Origin of the sequence: Nostoc sp., from assembly GCF_036919895.1 — a bacterium.
Taxonomy (GTDB): domain Bacteria; phylum Cyanobacteriota; class Cyanobacteriia; order Cyanobacteriales; family Nostocaceae; genus Nostoc.
On the sequence record NZ_JBALBW010000093.1, the window covers coordinates 1 to 23,227 of the forward strand.

Sequence of the window (23,227 nt, forward strand, 5' to 3'; positions counted from 1 at the left end):
TCACTAGGAGTCCTCTTATGCTCAAGCAAGCAACTCCAAAACTATTTTTCTCACTGCTGCTACTGTACTAGTTAGTCACGCAAAGTGCTGTATATCCAGAGTTTTTCTAAAAAGTCATCTAAAGCAGGCAACAAATGGACTCAATTTTTTATGATGCGCTTAAATAACATTAACTTGTTACAAAGACAGATAATTAGTCACAACGACACTAATTATCTATCAACGACGACAAATAATTAGTCACTGTACAAGAATGGACGTAACTGGATTCGAACCAGTGACCTCTACGATGTCAACGTAGCGCTCTAACCAACTGAGCTATACGTCCTTAACCACACGATTATAAATAATAGCATATACTTCTTGAATCGAGCAAGAAAAATACAAAAAGACCCAAATCAGGCGAAGTTTATTATCAAACAGAATTCAACAGTCAGTAGCCAGAATGGGCTAAACCCCCATTCTGAATTCTTTTTCAAGTGACCCTAGTGTACGATCGATAAGGTGATTCGGTTCTGGTGGGGAGCATCTACCAGAGGTAACGGGAAAGTTCGGTGCAAATCCGGCGCTTGGGAGCAACTGTGAACAAATTTGAGATGTAATCTAAAATTCCAAATTGAGTGAGTCAGGATGCCCGCCGAAATAGATTTAACAGTTCCACATCTCTGCGAGGTACAGATGACTACTACTGTAAATATTTCCCCAACGAATCCCTTGGGTGTTGCTGACCATACTTTATTTGTTTGCAAAACTTGTGCTAGCGTTTGGCAAGAGGGAAAACGCTTAGGTGAAAGTGGTGGTCAAAAACTTCTAAACCAACTTCAGCAGCTTGCACAAGATTGGAACTTACGAGATGAATTCCAAATTCAAGAAGTTGAATGCATGAGTGCTTGCAATCGTTCTTGTGTAGTTGCCTTTACTGCCAAAGGTAAATTAACATATTTGTTTGGCGATTTAGCCGTTGATGGTAGTGCATCTGCGGTACTAGAATGCGCTAGTCAATACTATGTCAAGGCAGATGGTTTACTGCCTTGGTCAGAACGCCCAGAAGCGCTGAAAAAGGGCATTTTGGCAAAGATTCCACCTTTATCTCAATGATGCGCCTTTTAATTCTGGGTGGAACGGGAGATGCCGCAGAACTAGCTGCTAAAGTGGCGACTATTCAAGGCTTAGAAGCAATCACGTCTCTAGCTGGTCGTACCCGTGAACCTTCAATTCCGTTGGGCGATTTCCGGGTTGGAGGCTTTGGTGGTGTGGCGGGATTGGCTAGCTATTTGCGTCAAATGCAAATCGACTTGTTAATTGATGCAACTCATCCTTTCGCGAGTCAGATTTCCTTCAATGCAGCAGATGCTGCAACTGAAGTCGGAATAGCCCATCTAATGTTAATTCGCCCGCCTTGGGAAAAAGAAAGTGGCGATCGCTGGATTGAAGTTGAGAGCGTTGAAGCCGCCGCCACATCTCTGCAAAACCAGGGACAGCGAGTATTTTTGACAGTTGGGAGGCAAGAACTAGCCGCCTTTGCTCACCTAGGGAAAATTTGGTTTCTGATGCGGATGATTGACCCTCCCATTGATGATGCTTTAGTACCCGCAGGAAGGATATTGTGCGATCGCGGGCCCTTTACCCTCAATAATGAAAGGCAAATCCTGATTGATAATAATATTGATACCATCGTGAGCAAAAATAGCGGTGGCTATGCAACAAAGCCCAAAATTGTTGCAGCGCGAGAACTGGGTGTGAAGGTTGTTATGGTAAAGCGTCCAGCTATACCGCCAGGGGAACAAGTTCCTGATGTTGATGGTGTTTTGGCATGGCTATTTGACAAGTTGCACGATTAGTCCAATCAGGCAAAAGCTTCGATCGGGAATTTTCTTTAGTCAACTTTAAGATAAACTGTGGCGTTGAAAAAAGTCCCAAATGGTCTGACTGGCATTCAAGCCAAGTTTAGCATTGAATTTATTTAGGTTCGGATCGGTTGAAGCACCACCAGGCCAAAAATGTCCCCCATCTACTACAGCTAACTGTAAGACCTCTGAGTTGCCACTACAATTTGAGTACTGAGTAGTTTTGACTTTTGAGCTTTTGCTAGAGTTTGTGTCAGAAAGCAGTGGCGATGCGGTGGGTGAAATACATCGATCGTGCGATCGCCAAAAGCTTACCATGTCTGAAATAGAAACAAGCGCTCCTCGTTGAGTGTGGTCATCACCTTCATAAAGAACATCTCGATCGTTTGTACCGTTAACGATCATCATTGAGATCGGAGTCTGAGGTTGGCAATTAGGTTTGAGCCGAACTGGAAGAGAGCCAGCTACTGATGCAAAAGCGGCTATTTTATCAGATAGCTTACATGCTAAAGCTTGGGTAAGTATTCCGCCTCTAGAAAAACCAGTGGCATAGATTTTATGACTATCAATATTTATTTCTTGCTTCAGATGATCGATTAAAGCACTGACGAATAAAACATCATCTATCTTTCCTTGAGAATTACCTCTAAGGCTCCATTTTTGATTAATTCCATCTGGATAAACAACAATAAATCCTTTTTGCTCTGCTAAATTATTAAAGCGCGTAACATCACTAATCGAATGACCACTACCAGCATCTCCATGAAATACTAAAACTAATGGCATTGGGTGGTTTGGATCGTAAGATTTTGGAGTGTAAAAATAGTAAGTGCGTAATCTTCCTTGATTATCTATCTGTCCATAATTATCACCACTCAATATTTTGGGTTGAGAGGTATCTATTTCATCCGCTTTGATTGAATTGCAGCCTGTTACTAAACTAATTACAAGCAAGAAAGTAATAATTTTCTTAAAGTATTGACAGCTATGATATATATTCATATTTGTTTAATAATTCGATAAGAATAGTTTTACTATAATTAGTGTATTTTGTCTATTATCTGAAGTAGGATAAAATTAAAACTAACACTCTTTCTAAAGTGTTAGTTTTAATCATGCTAATCAGCTAAAAGTAATCAAACTTATGCCGATTATTTGTGAGGCTGCATCGAACAATGTAATTTTACCCCAAGTTTGACCAAGGGGAGTTTAGTGCAGCTTCTTAGAGAATTGGTATTTTTGCAAGAAGTCGATTACAACATCACTACTAAATGCAGCAGATATATTAAACTCTTACGTAGTGAGCAGGAACCCAACGACGGCCGGATCTTGTTCTTTCCCAATGACCAGGAATTAACTTTTTGTGAACAACATAACGCCTAGCCACATTATGTCTCTGAACACCAGGTCTGACAATGATCTCTGCTGCCGATGCCTGTGATGGCAAGGAACCAATTATAAGTGGTAAAGCAAGTAAAGTACCAACAAAAATCCGCTTCATTATTTAATCTCCTATCAATTATTTTTGTTTACTTGACTACAACATTCCTAAATGATTTATGTTCTACCTTTTATCTAGACAAACAATATTTGAATATCCCTTTTTAATCAGGATTTTTCCATTAAGAAAAGTGATCCTCAATTCGGAGGGAATCTTATTTGTCTTACAACTCAATTAAGATTGATGTGTCACTTTGAGTTTAAAACACTAAATAGAAACATAAATGGTAATAAAGTCATAATTTAAGCATGACTAAAGTCATACTTACGTAATAGGCAATTTCTAAATTAGGATTTTGGAAAGTCTCAAATAACAGCAGAGTGACGTAAAAGTGCTACCTTTACCAACTTCATTGCCCCATGATCTTATTTCTTCCAAGGCAATTTAGTTCCCATTTCAGTCAATGCAGAAAAGATGAGATAGAGGACAAGTAATCCAGCACCCATCAAGAAAGCCAGTAAATCGTTATCCATAAATACTATTTGCTAAAATTTCGCTAATCATAGCGAAATCAACTAATCTTGAGCATTTTTTTGAGTCTGCAATCTTCGGTCTTCTGGATGCAAAGTGTACCACCCATACCAGTGACGAACTGCTAGCCAAACGGCTGAAAGTAAACCCGCTAGGCTAAGGGTGAGGCCGCTGTAGGGTACTAATAATCCAAAGACGGGTAATACTGCTCCAGCAATAGTGCAGATAATTGCAGCCAGAGAAGCACTGCGACTGGCTCCCAATCCCCATGTCAAAATTAGTAAGATGATGGAAATTAAAGTCCAAGCCAACTGAGCATTGATGACACGAGCCAGATAGGTCAAAATCAATAGACAAGCAAAGAAAATACTAGCAGCGATCGCCACATTTTTGAAACTCATTGGCAGTGACAAATATAACAACAATATCCACCACAAAAATATTGCTGGTGCTAGTAATAAAAGACGCGGAATTACCCCCGTATTCCGAATCGGTTCGGTGTTGGTAAACACTCCAAATGGATTTTTGACTGAAACATTCTCGTCAAATTTCCAAGTAAATTGCGTACTGCTTCCGTCAGATTTAATCTCATCAGGTTTAATACCACTGGCAAAATTAGCGGGAGCAAAGTTAGCAATTGCTGTAAGGCGGAAGTTAGATAAAATCTGTCCCCCTGCACTATAAACCCAGCGAGGCCCACCTCTAGCCTGATAGGTGACTCGAAAGGTGGTTTCCTCTCCTGGTTGCAGCCGGAAGGGAAAACCATAGTCTTCTGGATTGATTTGTTGTAATCTAGTCCCGTCACGCTCGATTCTGTAGCTCTTCAGCAGTATGTAGCCGTTGGGTGGTGGTGCTTCAAAGAAAAAATTATTAATATCCTTGAGTTGGTTAATTACTTTATAATCGGCAGTATAATCTGCCGAATAAATTGAGCTACGACCTGGAACATCTACACTTTGGTCAAGCTTGACTTGAATTTGCGAACCAGCCAACGTCAAGAAGCGGTTAATCTCTCGTGTCTCATTTACCTTAACTATTTTGCCACCGACTTGAGTGTTATATGAGTATGGCTCCTGGATAGTGTAGCGGACTTGGGGCGCAAGTTGTTCGAGCTTTTCACCTGCAACACTTTCAGTCACTTGAGCTACCCTTGCTTGTTCCCAGTAGTGGTAGCGATTGCTCAAAGTTGAACAGAGAAAAAATCCTGGTATTAACAGAACTAATACTAGAGTTAAATGCTGTAATCCTCGCAACAGTTGGGAATAACCAACAGCCCATTCGCCAATGAATATAAGTTGTTCTGGCTGATTGCGACGCAGCGAAAAACTTATTAGTGCGATCGCAATTCCTAAAGCTACGATCAAAAATACTAATAACAGTGAAGCTTTGAGCGCCTGGGTTCCAAATTGAACAAGCTCAATCGGATGCGTCAAATCGGGTAATCCGGGAATACCTTGAGCAGTAGATAACATTGGCTGATTTTTGCAGAATTTGGACAACCAGACCGATAAAATAACTTAAAAGTTTCTGAACAATAGTTTGATTTAATACGCAGACAGCCCGAGCAAGTGCTGCTAAATTGCTTGGCTACAACTGAGAAATTACGCAATCCCACTTGGCTGTTATCAATTCCTGAAAATTAGCTAAGAATTATTGAGTAGTCTTCCTTTATATCTCAAAATGTAGCAAGCCACTGGTCGCATCAGCGTGTAGGATTGAAAAATATTAATTTTCCGACTTTTGCTGATGAATAATGCATTCGGTAGCTGGCAAGAATGGCTAACAGTATTCGCCTATCTAGGTTTCACCGTCTTTATTATCTGGCGCGTATTTACTGCCGAGAAGAATTAAAAAAGCTACATATCATCTCACCAGGATCTTTTTGCTCAAAGGGCAAAATAGTCCCATTATCTTGAACCTTAACTCGTTCACGACAATTGTAAACCTCAGTCGGTCTTTTTACCCCATCGACACTAACGGTTGCTCTATATTGCCAGTAATTTTTAGCACTTCGGTTTATGCTGATAATGCAAATCTGGTGGTGTTGGTGTAGTCTGTCGTCAACCTCGTAATTGCGGCATACAGATGCAAAAGCCGGATATGTCACGGATAAATTAAGTATTAAAAGCGATATTAGTACTACTGATTTTACCCCGATCATAAAAAATTATTTAAGAAAAATTAGGGACTCACATAAAAATAAAATACCAGTTAGACACTTTAGTATTTAGCAGAAAAAAAGTCTCAAACTTGATTGTGTTCATGTACCATACGCTAATACCAATTCGTAATACCCTGCGGGAAGCCGCACTTCGTGCGTCTACGTAATTGAGAAAGTCAGATTACATCTGGCTGGGTTTCCACCATTTGTATCTGTAGTCTTATTTTGGAGAATTGATATAAATAACAATATTTGTAAAAAAAGCCAGTCTTAAGGACGATAAAATTGCGACCAAAAACAAATTTTGACCAATCTGAGATTGCACGCTGTTGTGCGGCAGTGCTGCTTTTCGGTCAAGTGTGGCTACATTTACTCCAGGGAAAAACTTACTACCGCAAAATTCTGCAACATCTAGTGACTGCTGGGCCCGGTTCTATCTCTCCAGTTCTCCTTGTTAGCGGTTTTGCAGGAATGATTTTTACTATTCAGACAGCGAGAGAATTAGTCCGATTTGGGGCTGAAAATGCTGTGGGAGGTGCTTTTGCCTTAGCTTTTTGTAGAGAATTGGCTCCAATTTTAACCGCTAGTATTATGGCGGGACAAGTCGGTTCTGCTTTTGCAGCAGAAATAGGTGCAATGCGGGTAACAGAGCAAATCGATGCACTTTATATGCTGAAAACCGATCCAATTGATTATCTAGTACTTCCTAGAGTAATTGCTTGTAGTTTGATGGTGCCTCTGATGACGATTTTGGCTTTAGTAACTGGTATCTTCGGCGGAATTTTTGCTGCATTCCAGTTTTACAAAATTGTTCCTGAAACATTTTTAGAATCAGTCAGAAATTTTTTACAACCATCAGATTTATTTATTATTTTGCTAAAAGGGTTTATTTTTGGAGTGCTGGTTGCTGTGATTGGTTGTAGTTGGGGTTTAACTACTAAGGGTGGAGCTAAGGAAGTAGGAGAATCGGCAACAAAAGCAGTTGTTACTAGTTGGGTATCCATTTTTGTCATGGATTTTTTCCTTTCTTTATTGCTATTTGAACAGCCTGCATTTTAAATCTAAGTAAGTATAAAAAAGGATTCCCAACCTCGTGAAAAAGTTGGGAATCTTAAGTATAAATAAATATTTAGGTAAGCAATTTTTAGTTGTTAAATGTTGGCGCAGCCCGCCGTAGGCATCACGAGCTTTTTTGGGTATACTTCATCATATTAGCGGAATTTGGGAATATATTAACTTGTAGATTAGCGCACCCAAAGCTAAACCTATCAATGAAAAGATAGATGTAGTCAAAAAGGCTAACCCTTGCCTAAGACCTGCTTTTTGAAAGTCTATTCTGACTAATATAGTTGCTGAAATGATGAGTAAAGTATCAAGAAATACCCCAAACCAGGCAATCATTATAAAAAATAAGAACGCTGCTAAAACGGCAACGCCGAAAGACCTAACATTTGATTTAAGCAAAGTATTGAGGTAATATGTCATTTTCGGCCAAGGAGTGGTCAACGTCACTATTAAAAGCAAAATACCAACCACAGTTTGCACCCACACAAATAGAGGCGCGTGTGTTTCAGATATTACCCAACCCAAGGTACTGTAACTAAGCAGTACTAGTGCCAGGGACACCCAAGGAACTCTTTTCAAAATTGACATGGGTTAATATTCCTAGTACAAGGTCTCTGAACTTACTTGGCTTAACAGTTGAAAGGCAACGGGAAAAAAGGCTCTTTGAGTTGTAATGAGTTTTTTCACGCAATCAAATACGAGTCCTATCGAAGGCAAATTATTATAACTATTGACTAATAGCTAAACAATCATTTTCTGCCCACCAAGCGTAGATAGGTGTATCGCGGTCTGGTAAAGCACCAAAAGTATTAGGTTGCAATACATTTATGCTAATACCATTTGTTAATTCCACAACATAATTAACGTGTGTGCCCAAATACATAACATTCACAAGCCTTCCTTCAAAAGAGTTAGCTGGCAAATTAGGTGGATAAAGGGAAAGCTGTATTTTTTCTGGGCGCACACTCACTACTACTCCTTGTGATAACTGAGATGGCGTATCTTCAGTGCGGCTAATGATAATTGAGAGTCCTGTTTTTGTTGAAATTTTAATATTAGAGGAATCTACCGCGACAATTTCACCACTGAATAAATTAGTATCGCCAATAAAATCAGCAACAAAAGATGTCTGGGGATGTTCGTAAATTTGACTAGGAGTGCCAACTTGTTCAATTTTGCCTTGGTTCATGACAGCAATGCGATCGCTCAAAGATAATGCTTCTTGTTGGTCATGTGTCACCATCACAAAGGTTACTCCTAAGTCTTTGTGTAAATTTGATAACTCAACCTGCATTTCTTTACGGAGTTTTAAATCTAACGCCCCTAAAGGTTCATCCAGTAGGACAACGGTGGGACGGTTGACTAAGGCCCTTGCTAAGGCGACTCGCTGCTGTTGTCCACCAGAAAGTTGACTAGGAAAACGCGATCGCAAACTTTCCATTTTCACTCTTCTTAAAGCTTCTTGAACTCTAATTTCAATTTCTGATTTGGGGATTTTTTTTAGCCGCAGTCCAAAGGCGATGTTATCCCAGACATTCAGGTGGTTGAATAGAGCGTAACTTTGAAATACAGTATTGACGGGTCGGCGGTAAGGCGGCACATTAGTCATAGACTGACCCTGAATCAATACTTTGCCAGCATCAGCGATTTCAAAGCCAGCAATTAAGCGCAGTGTTGTTGTTTTCCCACAACCGGAGGGGCCTAAAATACTAAAAAATTCTCCCTGTCTGACATCCAAATCTATTCCATGTACTGCTGGTTCTTGGTTAAAAAACTTGAACACATTACGCAGTTCAACATCAAGTGGCTGAAAAGTTGTTATCCCCCTCTGATTCTGGATGAAAATTTGAGCCATAATCCTTAGTAGAATGCCGTGATCTTACGTAATTTTGTCAGTAGTCTATTGGGCAGACTAGATTTGACACTTTGGTTTATTGTATCCGCCAAAAACAATTGTTCAAGAATATACTCGCCCGATTCTTTCATACCCATGACTGGGGATGAGTTTAGGGTAATTGTGTACAAATAATACCGCTCTTATAATCATTCTTTGTCTTATGTCTTTATTCCCATCAATTGGCAGCAAAAAAGATACACGTACAGTTGGACATGGTTTGCAATCAATATTTTTAATCGTATTTACCCTATTAATGATCGCTGGCATTGGGTCGCGTTTGGCATATTTGCAAATTGTTGAAGGGCCAAAACTCCGGGAAAGAGCCGAAGCGAACCGAATTCGGATGATTCTTAAACAACCAGAACGGGGAAATATTTTTGACCGCAACGGCAAACTTTTAGCCAGTACTCGCTATCCTAGCTCTGTATATTTGTGGCCGATGGCACATACTAAGCCTTCTTGGTCTGTAGTCGGCCCGCGTCTAGCGCAAATTCTCAACATTTCGCAAGATGAGATGGAAAAGAAATTAGAACAAGCAGGTGCTAATTCTTCTTCACTCATCCGAGTCGCCCGCGATCTCAATGAAGCAGAAATTACGGCACTAAAGGAGTATAAAAATGAACTCCCAGAAGTGGAAATTAATACAGATTCTGTCCGTTATTATCCTCACGGTAAAGAATTGGCGCACGTATTAGGTTATACGCGAGAGTTGACCGCCGACCAGTTAAAGGACAAGAAACAGGAAGGCTATCGACTAGGAGATGTCATCGGTCAGATGGGGGTGGAAAAAGCTTATGAGAAAGTGTTACGAGGCGAATGGGGCGGTCAGCAAGTGGAAGTAGATGGTGCAGGTAGACCAATCAGGGTTTTGGGCGAAAAACAGGCAAAAGCTGGTAATGATTTGCACTTGACCATAGATTTGGATGTGCAGAAGGCAGCAGAAAAAGCTTTGGGAAATCAACGAGGTGCGATCGTAGCACTAGACCCAAACAACGGTGCTGTTTTAGCATTGGTATCTTACCCCACCTTTGACCCGAATATTTTCTCCAAACAAAAACTCTCCCAGAAAGATTGGGAAAGCTTGCAAGGTAAAGATCATCCCTTAGTCAATCGGGCTTTGAGTGCTTTTCCACCCGCCAGTACATTCAAAATTGTGACTACAACAGCCGGACTCGAATCAGGTGAATTTTCTCCTGGCTCAATATTACAAACCTTTGGTTCCCTTACCGTTGGTGGGGTGACTTTTGGTGAGTGGAACCACGCCGGATTCGGGCCATTAGGATTTCCTAGAGCGCTAGCTATGAGTAGTGACACTTTCTTCTATCAAGTTGGTAGAAAAGTCGGTGGCCCAACTTTAATCAAATGGAGCCGCAAATATGGATTTGGTCAAAGAACTGGCATTGAATTTCCTAACGAAGAATCAATAGGCTTGGTTCCAGATGAAATATGGAAGCAGAAAGTTTTGAGGACACCTTGGACTGTAGGCGACACCATTAATATGTCAATTGGTCAAGGCGCTTTACAAGTGACACCGCTACAATCGGCGATTATGTTTTCTGTCCCTGCTAATGGCGGGTATCGAGTTCAGCCGCATTTGCTTAAAGACAACGAAGAAGCAAAAAATTGGCGAGAATCTTTAAACATGAAGCCAGAAACTATTAAAGTTCTCCGCGATGGACTGCGGAGGGTGGTGAGTGAGGGGACTGGCAAACACTTGGATGTGCCTACAATTGCCCCAGCCTCTGGAAAAAGTGGCACTGCTGAAGCTGGTGCCGGTCGCCCAAATCATACTTGGTTTGGTGCTTATGCCCCAAGTAATAAGCCGGAAATAGCAGTTGTGGCCTTTGGTGAAAACTCCGGCGAACATGGCGGTACTATTTGTGGGCCGATGGTTTTACAAGTGCTAGAAGCTTATTTTCAGCATAAGTATCCAGGTAAGTATAAAAAACCTCAGCCCGATCCATCAGAAGCTAAAACTCAGAATTCAGGACATGGCACTGGAGACTAGTAGCGCTTTGCGTAATTCGTAATGACGCTCTCTACGAGACGCTAAAAGCGAATAATGACTCGCTAACGTAATCCGTAATTTGTAATTACTATTGCATAAGGGTTTTAGACCTATGGGATCAATTGAAAATAATTAATCACTGCCGATTAGTTTGTGGTTAAATACTTGCTAAGAATTTAGCAGAGTTGTTTGCAGATAATCTTAATTTTGAAATCTTCTTTGTCTTATGGCTATATTGAAACCATCTCTACTTGGTGGAAAAAAAAATACACGTACAGTTGGACAGAGTTTCCAGCCAATATTTTTAATTATATTTACTCTATTGATGATGACGGGAATCAGCGCTCGTTTGGCATATTTGCAAATTACTGAAGGAACGAACCACCGAAAACGAGCCGAGTCAAATCGAATTCGGATGATTCCCAAACAACCAGAACGGGGCAATATTTTTGACCGCAATGGTAAACTTTTAGCTAGTACTCGCTATCCTCGTTCTATATATTTATGGCCGATGGCACATACAAAGCCTGCGTGGTCAGTCGTGGGGGCGCGTCTATCTGAAATTCTGGAAGTTTCTCAAGAAGAGATGGAAAAGAAATTAGAAGAAGCAGGCGCTAACTCTTCTTCACTGATCCGAATTGCCCGCGACTTGAATGAAGCGCAAATTACGGCATTGAAGGAGTATCAAACCGAACTTAAAGACGTAGAAATTCATACAGAAGCCGTTCGCTACTACCCCCACGGCAAGGAATTAGCACATGTATTGGGGTATACACGAGAACTGACTGCCAACCAGTTAAAAGAAAAGAAGCAGGAAGGCTACCGATTAGGTGATGTGATTGGTCAAATGGGAGTTGAAAAAGCTTATGAGAAAACTCTGCGGGGCGAATGGGGTGGTCAGCAGGTAGAAGTGGATGGTGCAGGTCGGCCGCTTAGGGTTTTAGGTGAGAAGCAGGCGAAAGCTGGTAAAGATTTGCACTTGACCATAGATTTAAATATGCAAAAGACAGCAAAAAAAGCTTTGAGCGATCGCGATGGTGCGATCGTGGCCCTTGACCCAAAGAGTGGTGCGGTTTTAGCAATGGTGTCTCACCCCACCTTTGACCCCAATCTTTTCTCGAAGCAGAAACTCACCCAAAAAGATTGGAAAATTGTGCAAGGTGCAGATCATCCCTTAGTAAATCGCGCCCTCAGCGCCTTTCCACCCGCTAGCACTTTCAAAATTGTCACCACCACAGCCGGTCTAGAATCGGGTAAATTTTCTCCTAGCACAGTCTTGCAAACCTACGGTTCCTTAAGTTTTGGCGGGACTCGATTTGGTGAATGGAATCACGCCGGATTCGGGCCGTTGGGTTTTGTCGGGGCATTACAGTGGAGTAGTGATACCTTCTTCTATCAAATTGGTCGCGGAGTCGGCGGCCCAACTTTAATTGAATGGACTCGCAAATATGGATTTGGTAAAAAAACCGGATTTGAGTTTGCCAACGAAGAAGCAACAGGTTTAGTACCAGATGAAGCATGGAAGCAGAAAGCTTGGAAAATACCTTGGACTGTAGGCGACAGTATTAATATGTCAATTGGTCAAGGTGCTTTACAAACAACACCTCTGCAAGTCGCCGTCATGTTTGCCGTACCCGCTAATGGTGGCTACCGAATCCAGCCGCATTTGCTTAAAGACAACGAAGAAGCAAAAAGCTGGCGAGAATCTTTAAATATAAAACCAACAACCATAAGTATTCTCCGTCAGGGACTGCGGAAAGTAGTAGCTGAAGGGACTGGCAAAGTTTTGAAGCAGCCAACAGTTCCTCCAGTCGCTGGTAAGAGTGGTACTGCTGAAGCCTGGAAAGGTCGTGTTAAGCAAAATCACGCTTGGTTTGGTGCTTATGCACCTGCTGAACAACCAGAAATTGCGATCGTGGCTTTTGCTGAACATTCTGGTGGTGGTGGTGGGAGCATTGCTGCGCCAATGATTTTACAAATTATGGAAGAATATTTTCAGCGCAAGTATCCAGGTAAGTATCAGAAACCAGCGCCTAAGAAAGCATGAAATTGGGGAATGGGGAATTTATTATTCTCTTCTCTACCTCATTTGTGATTGAAGACTTGTTGCTTTGGGAAGAAATACAACCATTCAGAAGTAGTAAAACCGGAGACACTTCGCTGAGATTTACGTTTATAGAGAGATGTATGGCCGTTTATAATTCGCTACAACTTTAGAGAGGCTCTAGAAGATGGTGTCAATTCATGGCAGACCAACCCCAACAAGAAATAGTAGTGAATAAATCAACTAATTCACCCGAAGAAACTTCAGAAATAAAAATCCAGGCTCAATCATCAGTAGAAAATGAACCGTCTGTATTAGAGTCTTTTGTTACAACTGTTGCTCAGACTGGCAAAGCAGTTTTAGACACAGCAATAGAAGTGGGAGAAGCAACAGCAAAACAAACACATAAATTCATTGAGGAAACAACTAAAACCAGTGGTCAGGTGGTGGATAGCCTCAGCGAAAACTGGTTGATTAGAAAACTCTCTGGAGTGTTTAATCTAAATTGGCTGATTGCTGATAATAACCTTGTTGATTTGGAAAAAGCAGAAGCGGAGGTAAACAAGCTTAAGAAAAACTATCCTAATGAATTACCTAGCCAGATTGCTCACCGAATCATGGTGGAAAAAGCGACTCAAGCAGGTACAGTTGGACTAGCAACTAGTATTTTGCCAGGAATAGCAGTTGCCTTGTTAGCAATTGATTTAACAGCGACAACCAAATTGCAGTCAGAAATGCTTTATCAAATTGCATCAGTCTACGGGCTAGATTTAAAAGATCCTGCCCGTAAAGGTGAAATTTTGGCAATTTTTGGTCTGGCTTTGGGTGGAGGTCGTCTTTTGAAAGCTGCAGGATTAGGCTTGTTACGAAATGTCCCCTTGGCGGGTGCTGCGATCGCAGCTAGTTCAAATGCGACGATGATCTATTCATTGGGCTATGCTGCTTGTCGATTTTACGAAGCCAAGCTAAATGAATCAATTTCCCTCGCATCCCCACAGACTCTAAAAACATTAAAAGCAGAAAGTGAAAAGTATTTAGAAAGTGCGATCGCTCAAGAAGCCGTTATGGATCAAATTTTAGTTCACATGATCCTTGCTAGCCATCCAGACAAGACTTTGGAAGAAATTTTGCCGGAATTACAAGCTGTAAAACTCAGTCCTACCTCGTTGGATGCCATTGCCCAAAATATCAAATCACCAAAGTCTTTAGATATACTGCTTAATCAGCTGAATCGCGATTTCGCCATACCTTTGCTGGCTCAGTGTCACAAAATTGCCCAGCTTGACAATCAGACTACACCACTTGAGCAAGAAATAATCGCAGCGATCGCGAGGAAATTTGATATTGATGTTCTCACTTTCCAGTCTCAACCTATTTAATTCACATTAGGCGTAACTCCTCACTCATAACTCCTCACTGCTGATTCAGTAAGCCGATTTAAGTATCTTTCGATTAAGAGGATGGCAACAATGTCATCTATCGGTCTTGGTGGTTGTCGCAGACCTTGTGGCAATAGCTTTATTAGCCCTTTTGGGGGGAACATTTGCCAATAGCGATCGCGTGCTTCTAAGGTTGTATAGCGCTCATCGACTAAAATAATACTCAGAGGTTCTGCCAATTCCTGATACAATTTCTGTCTCCACTCTTTGGCTGTAGTTTGATCTCCCATCACCATTAAGGAGATCGGAAACCTTTGACGCAGGGTCTCAATGGTAGCGATCGCTTCTTTTGCTAATGCGACCTGATGATAATACAATTGCCGATCCAGTCCCATCACCGCTAAACCACACTTATCTCGACCTGGATCAAAGCCCAATATGACTGGTTGCGTTGGTGAAAATTCGCGGAAAGTCATAAGAAATTCAAAATTCAAAATTAAGAAATACAATAACAGTGAGCATTTTAGCTGCTGTTCAAATATGTTTAAATCTTAGTGTACAAATAATGTTTTAAGTACTAAAAATTATTTGTCCGTTGACTATTGCCACTAATTTTACTCTCAATGGCCCGGCTGTATAAGTGTCCTCTGCTGCGATCGCTTTGATCTCCAAGGGTTGATTGTACTGTCTTAGTTGGGCGACAAAGCGCAGAAAAGTCCCTTCTACTTGCACATTTTCGATAATTCCGGCATTACGGGCCCGAAATTGGGAAGCAGAAATTAGTATTTCCAGCCGTTGCTGTAACTGATAGGATGTCATAGTTTTGGAATCGGCAGTAGTTGTTGCTAGCACTGCACCTCCCGAAAAAACTAATTGATTTCGGGCTGTATCAGCGAAAAACTCTATCTGCTTTTCTCCCCTGACGTAGTTCCCAGCCGAGAAAATTCGTACCACATATTCTTGACCATCGCTAATCTGCTTGCTCAATTGGTCAACTCTATCCTGAGTCACGCGCAGTAGCTCTACATTTGCAGGATTTGCCCCAGGCTCACTTAATTCGAGGTTGGCGTTGCGATTAGCTTCTTGTAAAAGTTGTACCACAGCCTGACGAGCAGCAGCAGGTTGGGTAACACGAATTACAGCAGCAGATAGAACTTGACCGCGAACTAAGGCCAGCTTACCTAGACGCAGGTCGCGGTAAGACTGATAATATTTTTCTAACCTTGCAACTTCCAGTTCTAGTTGCTCTTGTTGTGCTTCCAATTCTTTCAGGCGCGATTCCCGTTTGGCGATCACTTCCTCTCGGGCTGCAACTTCTACATTCCGCTTTTGAATCAATTGATCGAGTTGGCCAATTTTTTGATCGCGCACTTCTATAGCTTCTTGACGGTTAGCAAGTTCGCGATCGCGTTTGTCAATAGCTGTTTTGGCTTCGTCAATGGCTTTTTTCGCTTCAGCGTACAGTCGTTGTCGTTCTGTCTTTAGTAGTTCAACTGCCGCCTGTAGCTCTTTTCTCTGAGTGGAAACGCTTTGCAACTCAGCTATAGCTTTTTGGTATTGAGTTACAACTTGTCCTAGCTGACCTTGAGTGCGTTGCAGTTGAGTTTGAGTTTGGGCTTGTTGACTAATGGTGCGGTTCAACTGAGCTTGTGTTTGGAGTTGTTTGGCATTAGCCGCCTGTAAAGATTTATTAATTGCTTGTAAGTCTTGTTGTGCTTTTGTTTGGGCAACTCTGGCTTGATTTAGCTCACTTTCTACCTGACTTTTCTGAGTTTCTGCGGTTTTTAGCTGTTCCCGCTTCTGTCTGAGGTCTGTTTGAATATCTTCTAATTCAAAGACTCCCTTTCGCAAGCCTTCATCAGCAGCGAATAAAATCCCTAAAGTTGATGCTGAAATCAAACCGCCCGTAAAAATAGTTACTACTACAGCAGTATTTTTGGGACGAAGCTTAAAAAGTGAGAGGCGGGCTTTGCCAACTCGTGTGCCGATGCGATCGCCCACGGTGGCAATTACGCCTCCCAAGATTAAAATTGCTGCGATGAGGATGTATCCGGTGGTCATCTTTAGCTACCGAAATCCTTCCAGATACAGCCTACTACTTTTAAGCATTGTCTGGAAAGAAGTGGAAATTGGCAATAGCTGAAATTATTCAATTTTAGATTTACCTCTAGCTATTAGTGTCATTTTTCAAAATAGAACACGCGCCGATTCCCCTTTCTCCCATTGATTTTATGTGAATTGCCTACTTAAGGTAACAGGTTTATGCACAGTAATCTTCTTTTTGTGGATCGAAATCATCTTCTTTTCACGCAAATCCCCTAATAGCCTAGTAACGGTAACACGAGTTGAACCAATTGCTTCTGCGATCGCTTGATGAGATAACTTCAGATCGATAGTGATCCCATCAGCACAAGGAACGCCAAAATCCCGACAAAGAATTAACAAAAAACTCACCAATCTGGAACCCATATCTCGGTGAGCGAGAGTTTCAATCATCATCTCTGTTTGTAAAATGCGCGAAGACAGACCCCGCAGCATTAACATTGATAATTCTGGATTTTCCTTGAGTGCTTGCTCTACTTGTTCAATTGGGGCTGACAGTAATTCCACAGGCGTAAATGCAACCGAATGGTAAAACCTATCCGACTTATTTCCTGTCAGCAATGACAAAACACCAAAAACACTATTTTCCCGAAGCAATGCTACTGTTATTTCCTCTCCTGCCTCGTACACCCTAGAAAGCTTAACAGCACCTTTCAAAAGAAAATAAACTCGTTCGGCAGGATCGCCAGGAAAAAAGATCGTTTTATTGCGTTCAAACGTTTCCACAACTGGCGGAAACGCCCCGGTCGCCATCTGACGAAATACATTTGCTAGGGCTTTATCTTGTGTCACGATCATCTCCCTTCCCCTACCCAATGCCGGAAAAACAAAAACTGATTACCTAAGAATACACCTGAAAAATGAATAAAGCACCGTCAACCTTTCTGTACTTTCCTATACTCAAACAAATCACTTCATAACTCTTTGTTTATAATGATACATAATTGTTGATCCTTTCAGCTACTAATTGTTGATAAGTAGTTCCAATAGCTGTATTCAAAAGGGTTTTTTAAAGAACAAATAAAGATATCTTGAGAAAATCTTTAGGAAAAATCAAGATTTTTGTCACAGCAAACACCCTTCTCAATATTCATTTTTGCAAATCCTGTATAAAAGAAAGACAAAAGGTGCCTCAGATTCTAGTATGCTCCTAATGATCGATCGCATTAATAATTTCTATGCTGAATCTGACTGGAAAAAATGCTCTTGTTACAGGTATTGCCAATAACCGCTCGATCGCTTGGGGCATCGCCCAACAGCTGCATAAAGCCGGAGCAAACCTCGGTATTACCTATCTGCCGGATGAACGCGGCAAAATGGAGAAAAAAGTCGCGGAATTGGTAGAACCTCTAAACCCAAGCTTATTTCTTCCCTGTAATGTCCAAGATGAGGAACAGATTCAATCTACCTTTAAAACAATCCGTGAACAGTGGGGGAAGTTAGACATCCTCATCCATTGTTTGGCCTTTGCCAGCAAAGACGATTTGACTGGAGATTTTAGCCAAACCTCTCGTTCTGGCTTCAACACCGCCTTAGAAATCAGTACCTACTCGCTGGTGCAGTTAAGTGGTGCAGCTAAACCTTTGATGACAGAGGGAGGAAGTATCGTTACCTTGACATATTTAGGTGGTGTTAGAGCAATCCCCAACTACAACGTTATGGGAGTTGCCAAGGCAGGATTAGAAATGAGTGTGCGCTACCTAGCTGCTGAACTAGGGCCGCAAAATATCCGCGTCAATGCCATCTCCGCAGGCCCCATCCGCACCTTAGCATCTTCAGCAGTAGGCGGGATTTTGGATATGATTCATCATGTAGAAGAAGTGGCTCCCCTACGCCGTACCGTCACTCAGCTAGAAGTGGGGAATACTGCCGCTTTCTTGTGTAGTGATTTGTCCAGTGGTATTACCGGACAAGTTCTATATGTAGATGCAGGATATGAAATTATGGGAATGTAAGATAATTTGGGCATGGGGCATTAAGAATTGGGCATTGGGTATTGAGTATTAGTAAAATTATTGCCCATGCCCAATGCCCCATGCCCCATGCCCCATTCCCAATTCCCAATTCCCAATGCAAATTAGCAAACTTAATTCAAATTACGACCAGTTAACAAAAACCCCTCGGATTGCCACTGTTCACCGTACCACTGGTGAAACTGATGTGGAAGTTACCATCAACCTCGATGGTAGAGGAACTTGCACAGCAGCAACAGGCATTCCGTTTTTGGATCACATGTTGCATCAAATTGCCTCCCACGGGCTGATTGATATAGATGTCCAAGCCAAGGGAGACTTGGAAATTGATGACCATCATACCAATGAAGATGTAGGCATTACCTTGGGTCAAGCTTTCAACCAAGCACTAGGCGACAGAAAAGGTATTGTCCGCTTTGGTAATTTTCTTGCACCATTGGATGAAGCCTTAGTTCAGGTAGCGCTAGACTTTTCTGGACGGCCTCACCTCAGCTACGGCTTGCAAATTCCTACCCAGCGTGTAGGAACTTATGACACCCAACTTGTGCGCGAGTTCTTTGTGGCGATCGCGAACCATAGCCAGATGACACTACACATTCGACAATTGGATGGCATTAATTCCCATCACATCATTGAGGCGACATTTAAAGCCTTTGCAAGAGCAACACGGCTAGCGGTAGAAATTGACCCCCGTCGTGCTGGCTTAATTCCCAGTTCTAAAGGCGTTCTATAAAACGAGTCAAATGGGGCATTTGTTATTCCCCCAGTACCCAATCCCCAATAATTGACACACCGCTCGGTGATGGTTATTATCAGGCTACTGGGTAACTTGTAATTAATCCTAAGCTGGTAATTAGTGGTTGAACCGAGATGAAGTCTGTTGCAGATGACCCTGATTCTCAACTTAATACGACAGAAACTCCGCCAGTAGTCCTAACTTCTGAGTTGCGAAAAGTCTATCGCACTGGTTTTTGGCTAAATCAAAAAGTCGTATCTCTCAAAAACTGTTCTTTAACAGTTTACAAAGGCGAAACCTTTGGTTTGCTAGGGCCAAACGGTGCTGGTAAAACCACCCTTTTAAAATTGTTGCTGGGAATTATTAATCCCACCTCTGGGCGGGGATTATTATTAGATAAGCCAATAGGCGATCGCAGTGTTAAGCAACATATCGGCTATCTGCCAGAAAATCCCTATTTGTATGACTATCTCACTGGCTGGGAATTTTTGCAGCTAGCTGCTGGACTATTTCAAATTCCCCAAAGTGTCCAACGCCAACGTATTCCCCAACTGCTGGAATTAGTGGGTTTATCCCAAGCCGATGCCCGCAAAAAGCTTTTACGCCGCTACTCAAAAGGAATGCTACAGCGTGTTGGCATGGCACAGGCGCTAATTAACGAGCCAGATTTGGTTTTTCTCGATGAACCAATGTCTGGTCTAGATCCGGTGGGACGTTACCAAATGCGAGAAATTATTCTGGCGCTCAAAGCTGCTGGGAAGACGATTTTTTTTAATAGCCACGTTCTTAGTGAAGTAGAACAGATTTGCGATCGCATTGCCATCCTCGCCCAAGGTGAATTAATTTGCTCTGGTTCCCTAAATGAACTTTTAGGCGTAAATAACACATATTACGTAAAGGGTCAAGGTGGTGACTGGGAAATTCTCAAAAAATGGATACCCACTCTCAGATTTGAACCTGATGGTTCCTGGCAAGGTACACTACAAGACGATTACTATGATTTCCTCGCTAGTGTTCGTCTTATGGAAGGTAAAATTATTGCCATGAACTTGTCGCGCTACTCTCTAGAAGAGTTTTTTATTCAACAAATCGAAAGAAAAAATAACAACAACTTAGTTAATTAATTTCGTTGCCAAGTGGTAAGTTTTAGGCTTGTTTGAGCAAAGAAATCCAAACTTTTGGCATTTTTGAGTTTACTTGACAAAGTAAACCTACAAAAAACCAAATTCCGATATCTTTTTAAAGTTATTTGTATTTATTTAATGAACTTACTCATGATTTTGATATTAGTAGCAAATTCTAATCTATAGTTCAAATGTCATCAAATTGACATTGACAAGCAAATTTTATTAGTTAACGGAGAATTTATTGTATAAACTACATTTATTTGCGTAATTACTAATATTTTGTAATAACTCCTATATTCAAGTTTGCTTAACTTTAAATTAACTTCACTAAAAATTCAAATTATATAAACAAATTTCCTCCGGAAAATTACACTTTTCGAGGAAAATAAGAGTGTCGGGGAACTTGAATACTTAGGTATAGTCAAAATAAAAATGTTTAGACAGTACTTTATTGATCGTAGTTTCAAAATATCAGGTAAATATGCTTAACACAAGTTTGTTTAAATTTTTAACTCAGCCAGTTGTGGGTGTAGCTTTCTTAAGTGCTGTCAATGTCGTTGTGCCATTTGTAAGTCTAGCTCAGGGACAACCACTACCACCAACTACACAATCACTAAGCACACAAACACAATTAAATACTAATTATTTATTAGGAGGCGGCGATCTCATCCGTGTAAATGTATTTGAAGTACCCGAATATACAGGTGAATATCAAGTTCCTCCAGGTGGAGCAATAAACCTACCTTTAATTGGCAGTGTATCAGTTCTAGGACTAACAACTGAACAGGCATCCGATGAAGTTGCCAGAAGATATGCTCGCTTCCTTAAACGTCCCTTAATCTCAGTCAATTTGTTATCGCCTCGTCCCATCAACATATTCGTTGCTGGAGAGGTGACACGTCCAGGAGCTTACACCCTGAACTTGAGCGGAGGAGCAGGGAATAATCCAGGTGTACAATACCCGACTGTATTAGCCGCATTGACAACAGCGCAGGGAGTAACCCTAGCCGCGGATGTTACCCAAGTTCAATTACGGCGTAAAATAGGACCTTCTTCAGAGCAAACCGTTACTGTTAATTTGAAGGAACTCATCCAAACAGGCAGGTTAACACAAGATATTACCTTGCGCGATGGAGACACCATAGTTGTGCCAACTGCAACCAACTTCAACATCGCAGAATCCCGAAATCTATTTGCATCTAACTTTGCCGCCAGCCAAACCACACCCCGCACAGTAACAATTATTGGTGAAGTTAACCGTCCTGGTTCGTATCTTGTCACCCCAGGTAACACAGATACCCAGGGGGGCGCAAATAGTGGCACTTCCACTCCCACTGGTCTGCCAAATGTGACGCGGGTAATTCAACTAGCTGGGGGAATTACAGCACAGGCAGATGTTCGTAACCTTAAGTTACGCCGACCTACAAGAACTGGCTCAGAACAATCTATAGATATTAACCTTTGGCAATTATTGCAGAGTGGTGATGCTAATCAAGACATCATCGTGCAAGATGGAGATACGATTGTTATTCCGACGGCAACTGAAATTAACCCCGCAGAAGCTACTCAATTAGCTACTACCACTTTGTCTCCTACACGCATTCAAGTTGGCGTGGTAGGTGAAGTTAAAAAACCAGGGTTAACAGACGTTCAGCCGAATAGCTCTTTAAATCAAGCTATACTCGCTGCTGGCGGATTTAATGATGCCAGAGCTAGTAGTAAGGCTGTTGATTTGATTCGCCTCAACCCTAACGGTTCTGTCACTAAACGTATAGTAAAAATAGATTTCTCGGCTGGGATTAATGAGCAAACTAATCCTATACTTCGTAATAATGATGTTGTGGTAGTCAACCGCTCTGGTGCTGCTCAAACTGGTGATACCGTCAACACTATAACTGGGCCTCTAGGGATTATCCTTAATCTTCTGAACTTGTTCGGACTCTAGTTTAAGATACAGATGTGAATAAATATTGGGGGCGTGGATAAACTCTTCCCGTCCCCAAAATTACACTATCTATGAGTCAAAGCTTAATAGTCAAGATTTAATAAGCAAAGACACATTTAATTTTTCAAGCTTAAAACCTTACTGTAAGGTTTTAAAACTCCAAAAAGTATAATTTAGATACCCGACAGCTTACAGCGCTTCCGGCAGCTATGAGGTACACCTTAAAGCTGAAAACCTTGACAGAACAGGGGAAAGGAGAAAAGTTGTATTGCATAATAGCCGGAAGCGCTGTATAGCCCTATTTAATTATTGATTAGAAATAAAAAAGCTGAAAAACTTATAAATATGTACTTTTGCTCTCTGCATCTCCTCACAATTTAATTCGGATTGCTATAAGAAACAACTATAGATAATGGGAAATGGGACTATTAAATTCACTCTTGTACTGCCTTTTGAGGGCAAGAATAAATAATTATGCGTTTATAAATGTGTAGGGGACTTCCAAATAAAAAAATACCCAAAACTGGTGAAAAAACTCTCTTCTCCTCATTTCTCTGTGTTCTCTGTGTCTCTGTGGTTCGTTTATTTGATTAAGGTGATTTCTAGGAAGTCCCTAGAGTCATATAAGACTAGTATTTGATTTTGAAAAGATGCGTAGGGAAGCCAGTCGTTTCCCGACTTGGGCGGTAGCGACTGTGCGTAGTGTTACTGGCGTTGTGTTAGCACGGAGAGTACAGCACCAAACCCTTGATGATGGTGCGTTACGAACTGCGTTCTAACACACCCTAAAATATCTAATTTTGTTCAAAAATCAAATATGATTCCTATATTTTTACAGAGAAGCAAGCTAGACGAAGCCGTCTCTTAATTCCAAAAAAAAATTCTAAGCAGTTCTCGTACTCTTACGGACAAGCAAGCTAGACATCGCTTGACCACACTATAAAACAATATTAGCGTAGAAAACTACATA

At 41.4% G+C, this 23,227-nt stretch carries 19 protein-coding genes, 1 tRNA gene and 1 riboswitch; of the genes, 11 read left to right on the forward strand and 9 right to left on the reverse strand.

Going from position 1 to position 23,227, the window contains the following annotated elements; translation table 11 throughout:
- Positions 1 to 254: 254 nt before the first annotated feature.
- A tRNA-Val gene (locus V7K55_RS18800) sits at positions 255 to 328 on the reverse strand.
- Between the two features lie 165 nt (positions 329 to 493).
- A riboswitch (cobalamin riboswitch) is annotated at positions 494 to 656 on the forward strand.
- 22 nt (positions 657 to 678) lie between these two features.
- Between V7K55_RS18800 and V7K55_RS18805 the strand changes: the two genes are divergently transcribed.
- Together V7K55_RS18805 and V7K55_RS18810 are read left to right on the forward strand one after the other, a co-directional pair.
- Positions 679 to 1,098: a DUF1636 family protein gene (locus V7K55_RS18805; protein ID WP_334834108.1), complete on the forward strand. Its 420-nt coding sequence runs from the start codon at positions 679 to 681 to the stop codon at positions 1,096 to 1,098.
- Entirely contained in the window at positions 1,098 to 1,841 is a 744-nt protein-coding gene (locus V7K55_RS18810) for a cobalt-precorrin-6A reductase (protein WP_334834110.1), read from the forward strand. The genes V7K55_RS18805 and V7K55_RS18810 overlap by 1 nt, the downstream gene beginning before the upstream one ends.
- Before the next feature lie 45 nt (positions 1,842 to 1,886).
- Here V7K55_RS18810 and V7K55_RS18815 read toward each other — a convergent pair whose 3' ends face one another.
- From V7K55_RS18815 to V7K55_RS18825, 3 genes are all read right to left on the reverse strand, one after another.
- Positions 1,887 to 2,849 carry an extracellular catalytic domain type 1 short-chain-length polyhydroxyalkanoate depolymerase gene (locus V7K55_RS18815; RefSeq protein WP_334833991.1) on the reverse strand — a complete coding sequence of 321 codons (963 nt, stop codon included), beginning with the start codon at positions 2,847 to 2,849 and terminating at the stop codon, positions 1,887 to 1,889.
- A 283-nt stretch (positions 2,850 to 3,132) separates the two neighbouring features.
- A complete protein-coding gene (locus tag V7K55_RS18820; RefSeq protein WP_334833993.1) occupies positions 3,133 to 3,348 on the reverse strand; it encodes a hypothetical protein in 216 nt (71 codons plus the stop codon).
- Between the two features lie 515 nt (positions 3,349 to 3,863).
- Positions 3,864 to 5,291 (reverse strand): hypothetical protein, encoded by a 1,428-nt coding sequence (locus V7K55_RS18825; RefSeq protein ID WP_334833995.1) that lies wholly within the window; start codon positions 5,289 to 5,291, stop codon positions 3,864 to 3,866.
- Between the two features lie 974 nt (positions 5,292 to 6,265).
- Here V7K55_RS18825 and V7K55_RS18830 point away from each other — a divergent pair.
- Positions 6,266 to 7,039, forward strand: coding sequence for an MlaE family ABC transporter permease (locus tag V7K55_RS18830; RefSeq protein WP_334833997.1), 774 nt, complete (start codon positions 6,266 to 6,268; stop codon positions 7,037 to 7,039).
- 147 nt (positions 7,040 to 7,186) lie between these two features.
- Here V7K55_RS18830 and V7K55_RS18835 read toward each other — a convergent pair whose 3' ends face one another.
- Positions 7,187 to 7,633 (reverse strand): hypothetical protein, encoded by a 447-nt coding sequence (locus V7K55_RS18835; protein ID WP_334833999.1) that lies wholly within the window; start codon positions 7,631 to 7,633, stop codon positions 7,187 to 7,189.
- A gap of 139 nt (positions 7,634 to 7,772) precedes the next feature.
- The gene (locus V7K55_RS18840; protein WP_334834001.1) at positions 7,773 to 8,900 is read right to left on the reverse strand and encodes an ABC transporter ATP-binding protein; all 1,128 of its coding nucleotides are present in this window, start codon (positions 8,898 to 8,900) and stop codon (positions 7,773 to 7,775) included.
- 202 nt (positions 8,901 to 9,102) lie between these two features.
- Between V7K55_RS18840 and mrdA (V7K55_RS18845) the strand changes: the two genes are divergently transcribed.
- The 3 genes from mrdA (V7K55_RS18845) to V7K55_RS18855 all read left to right on the forward strand — a co-directional run bounded on the left by mrdA (V7K55_RS18845) (position 9,103) and on the right by V7K55_RS18855 (position 14,373).
- Positions 9,103 to 10,950 (forward strand): penicillin-binding protein 2, encoded by a 1,848-nt coding sequence (mrdA, locus tag V7K55_RS18845; RefSeq protein ID WP_334834003.1) that lies wholly within the window; start codon positions 9,103 to 9,105, stop codon positions 10,948 to 10,950.
- A 226-nt stretch (positions 10,951 to 11,176) separates the two neighbouring features.
- Positions 11,177 to 12,997, forward strand: coding sequence for a penicillin-binding protein 2 (gene mrdA, locus V7K55_RS18850; protein ID WP_334834005.1), 1,821 nt, complete (start codon positions 11,177 to 11,179; stop codon positions 12,995 to 12,997).
- 197 nt (positions 12,998 to 13,194) lie between these two features.
- The gene (locus V7K55_RS18855; protein WP_334834007.1) at positions 13,195 to 14,373 is read left to right on the forward strand and encodes an EcsC family protein; all 1,179 of its coding nucleotides are present in this window, start codon (positions 13,195 to 13,197) and stop codon (positions 14,371 to 14,373) included.
- 20 nt (positions 14,374 to 14,393) lie between these two features.
- On the opposite strand, the gene V7K55_RS18860 is transcribed toward V7K55_RS18855, so the two are convergent.
- The 3 genes from V7K55_RS18860 to ntcA form a co-directional block, all read right to left on the reverse strand.
- Complete coding sequence (locus tag V7K55_RS18860) at positions 14,394 to 14,849, reverse strand: resolvase (protein WP_334834009.1); 456 nt, start codon at positions 14,847 to 14,849, stop codon at positions 14,394 to 14,396.
- A 94-nt stretch (positions 14,850 to 14,943) separates the two neighbouring features.
- Positions 14,944 to 16,434, reverse strand: coding sequence for a DUF3084 domain-containing protein (locus V7K55_RS18865; RefSeq protein ID WP_334834011.1), 1,491 nt, complete (start codon positions 16,432 to 16,434; stop codon positions 14,944 to 14,946).
- 168 nt (positions 16,435 to 16,602) lie between these two features.
- On the reverse strand, positions 16,603 to 17,274 hold the full coding sequence (ntcA, locus tag V7K55_RS18870; protein WP_008233817.1) for a global nitrogen regulator NtcA: 672 nt from the start codon (positions 17,272 to 17,274) through the stop codon (positions 16,603 to 16,605).
- Between the two features lie 380 nt (positions 17,275 to 17,654).
- Between ntcA and fabI the strand changes: the two genes are divergently transcribed.
- From fabI to V7K55_RS18895, 5 genes are all read left to right on the forward strand, one after another.
- On the forward strand, positions 17,655 to 18,431 hold the full coding sequence (gene fabI / locus V7K55_RS18875; RefSeq protein WP_334834013.1) for an enoyl-ACP reductase FabI: 777 nt from the start codon (positions 17,655 to 17,657) through the stop codon (positions 18,429 to 18,431).
- A gap of 115 nt (positions 18,432 to 18,546) precedes the next feature.
- Positions 18,547 to 19,182 (forward strand): imidazoleglycerol-phosphate dehydratase HisB, encoded by a 636-nt coding sequence (gene hisB / locus V7K55_RS18880; RefSeq protein ID WP_334834015.1) that lies wholly within the window; start codon positions 18,547 to 18,549, stop codon positions 19,180 to 19,182.
- Between the two features lie 137 nt (positions 19,183 to 19,319).
- Positions 19,320 to 20,309, forward strand: coding sequence for an ABC transporter ATP-binding protein (locus V7K55_RS18885; RefSeq protein ID WP_334834017.1), 990 nt, complete (start codon positions 19,320 to 19,322; stop codon positions 20,307 to 20,309).
- Positions 20,310 to 20,793: 484 nt separating this feature from the next.
- The gene (locus tag V7K55_RS18890) at positions 20,794 to 22,257 is read left to right on the forward strand and encodes an SLBB domain-containing protein (RefSeq protein ID WP_334834019.1); all 1,464 of its coding nucleotides are present in this window, start codon (positions 20,794 to 20,796) and stop codon (positions 22,255 to 22,257) included.
- 650 nt (positions 22,258 to 22,907) lie between these two features.
- Entirely contained in the window at positions 22,908 to 23,036 is a 129-nt protein-coding gene (locus tag V7K55_RS18895; RefSeq protein WP_334834021.1) for a hypothetical protein, read from the forward strand.
- Positions 23,037 to 23,227 lie beyond the last annotated feature (191 nt).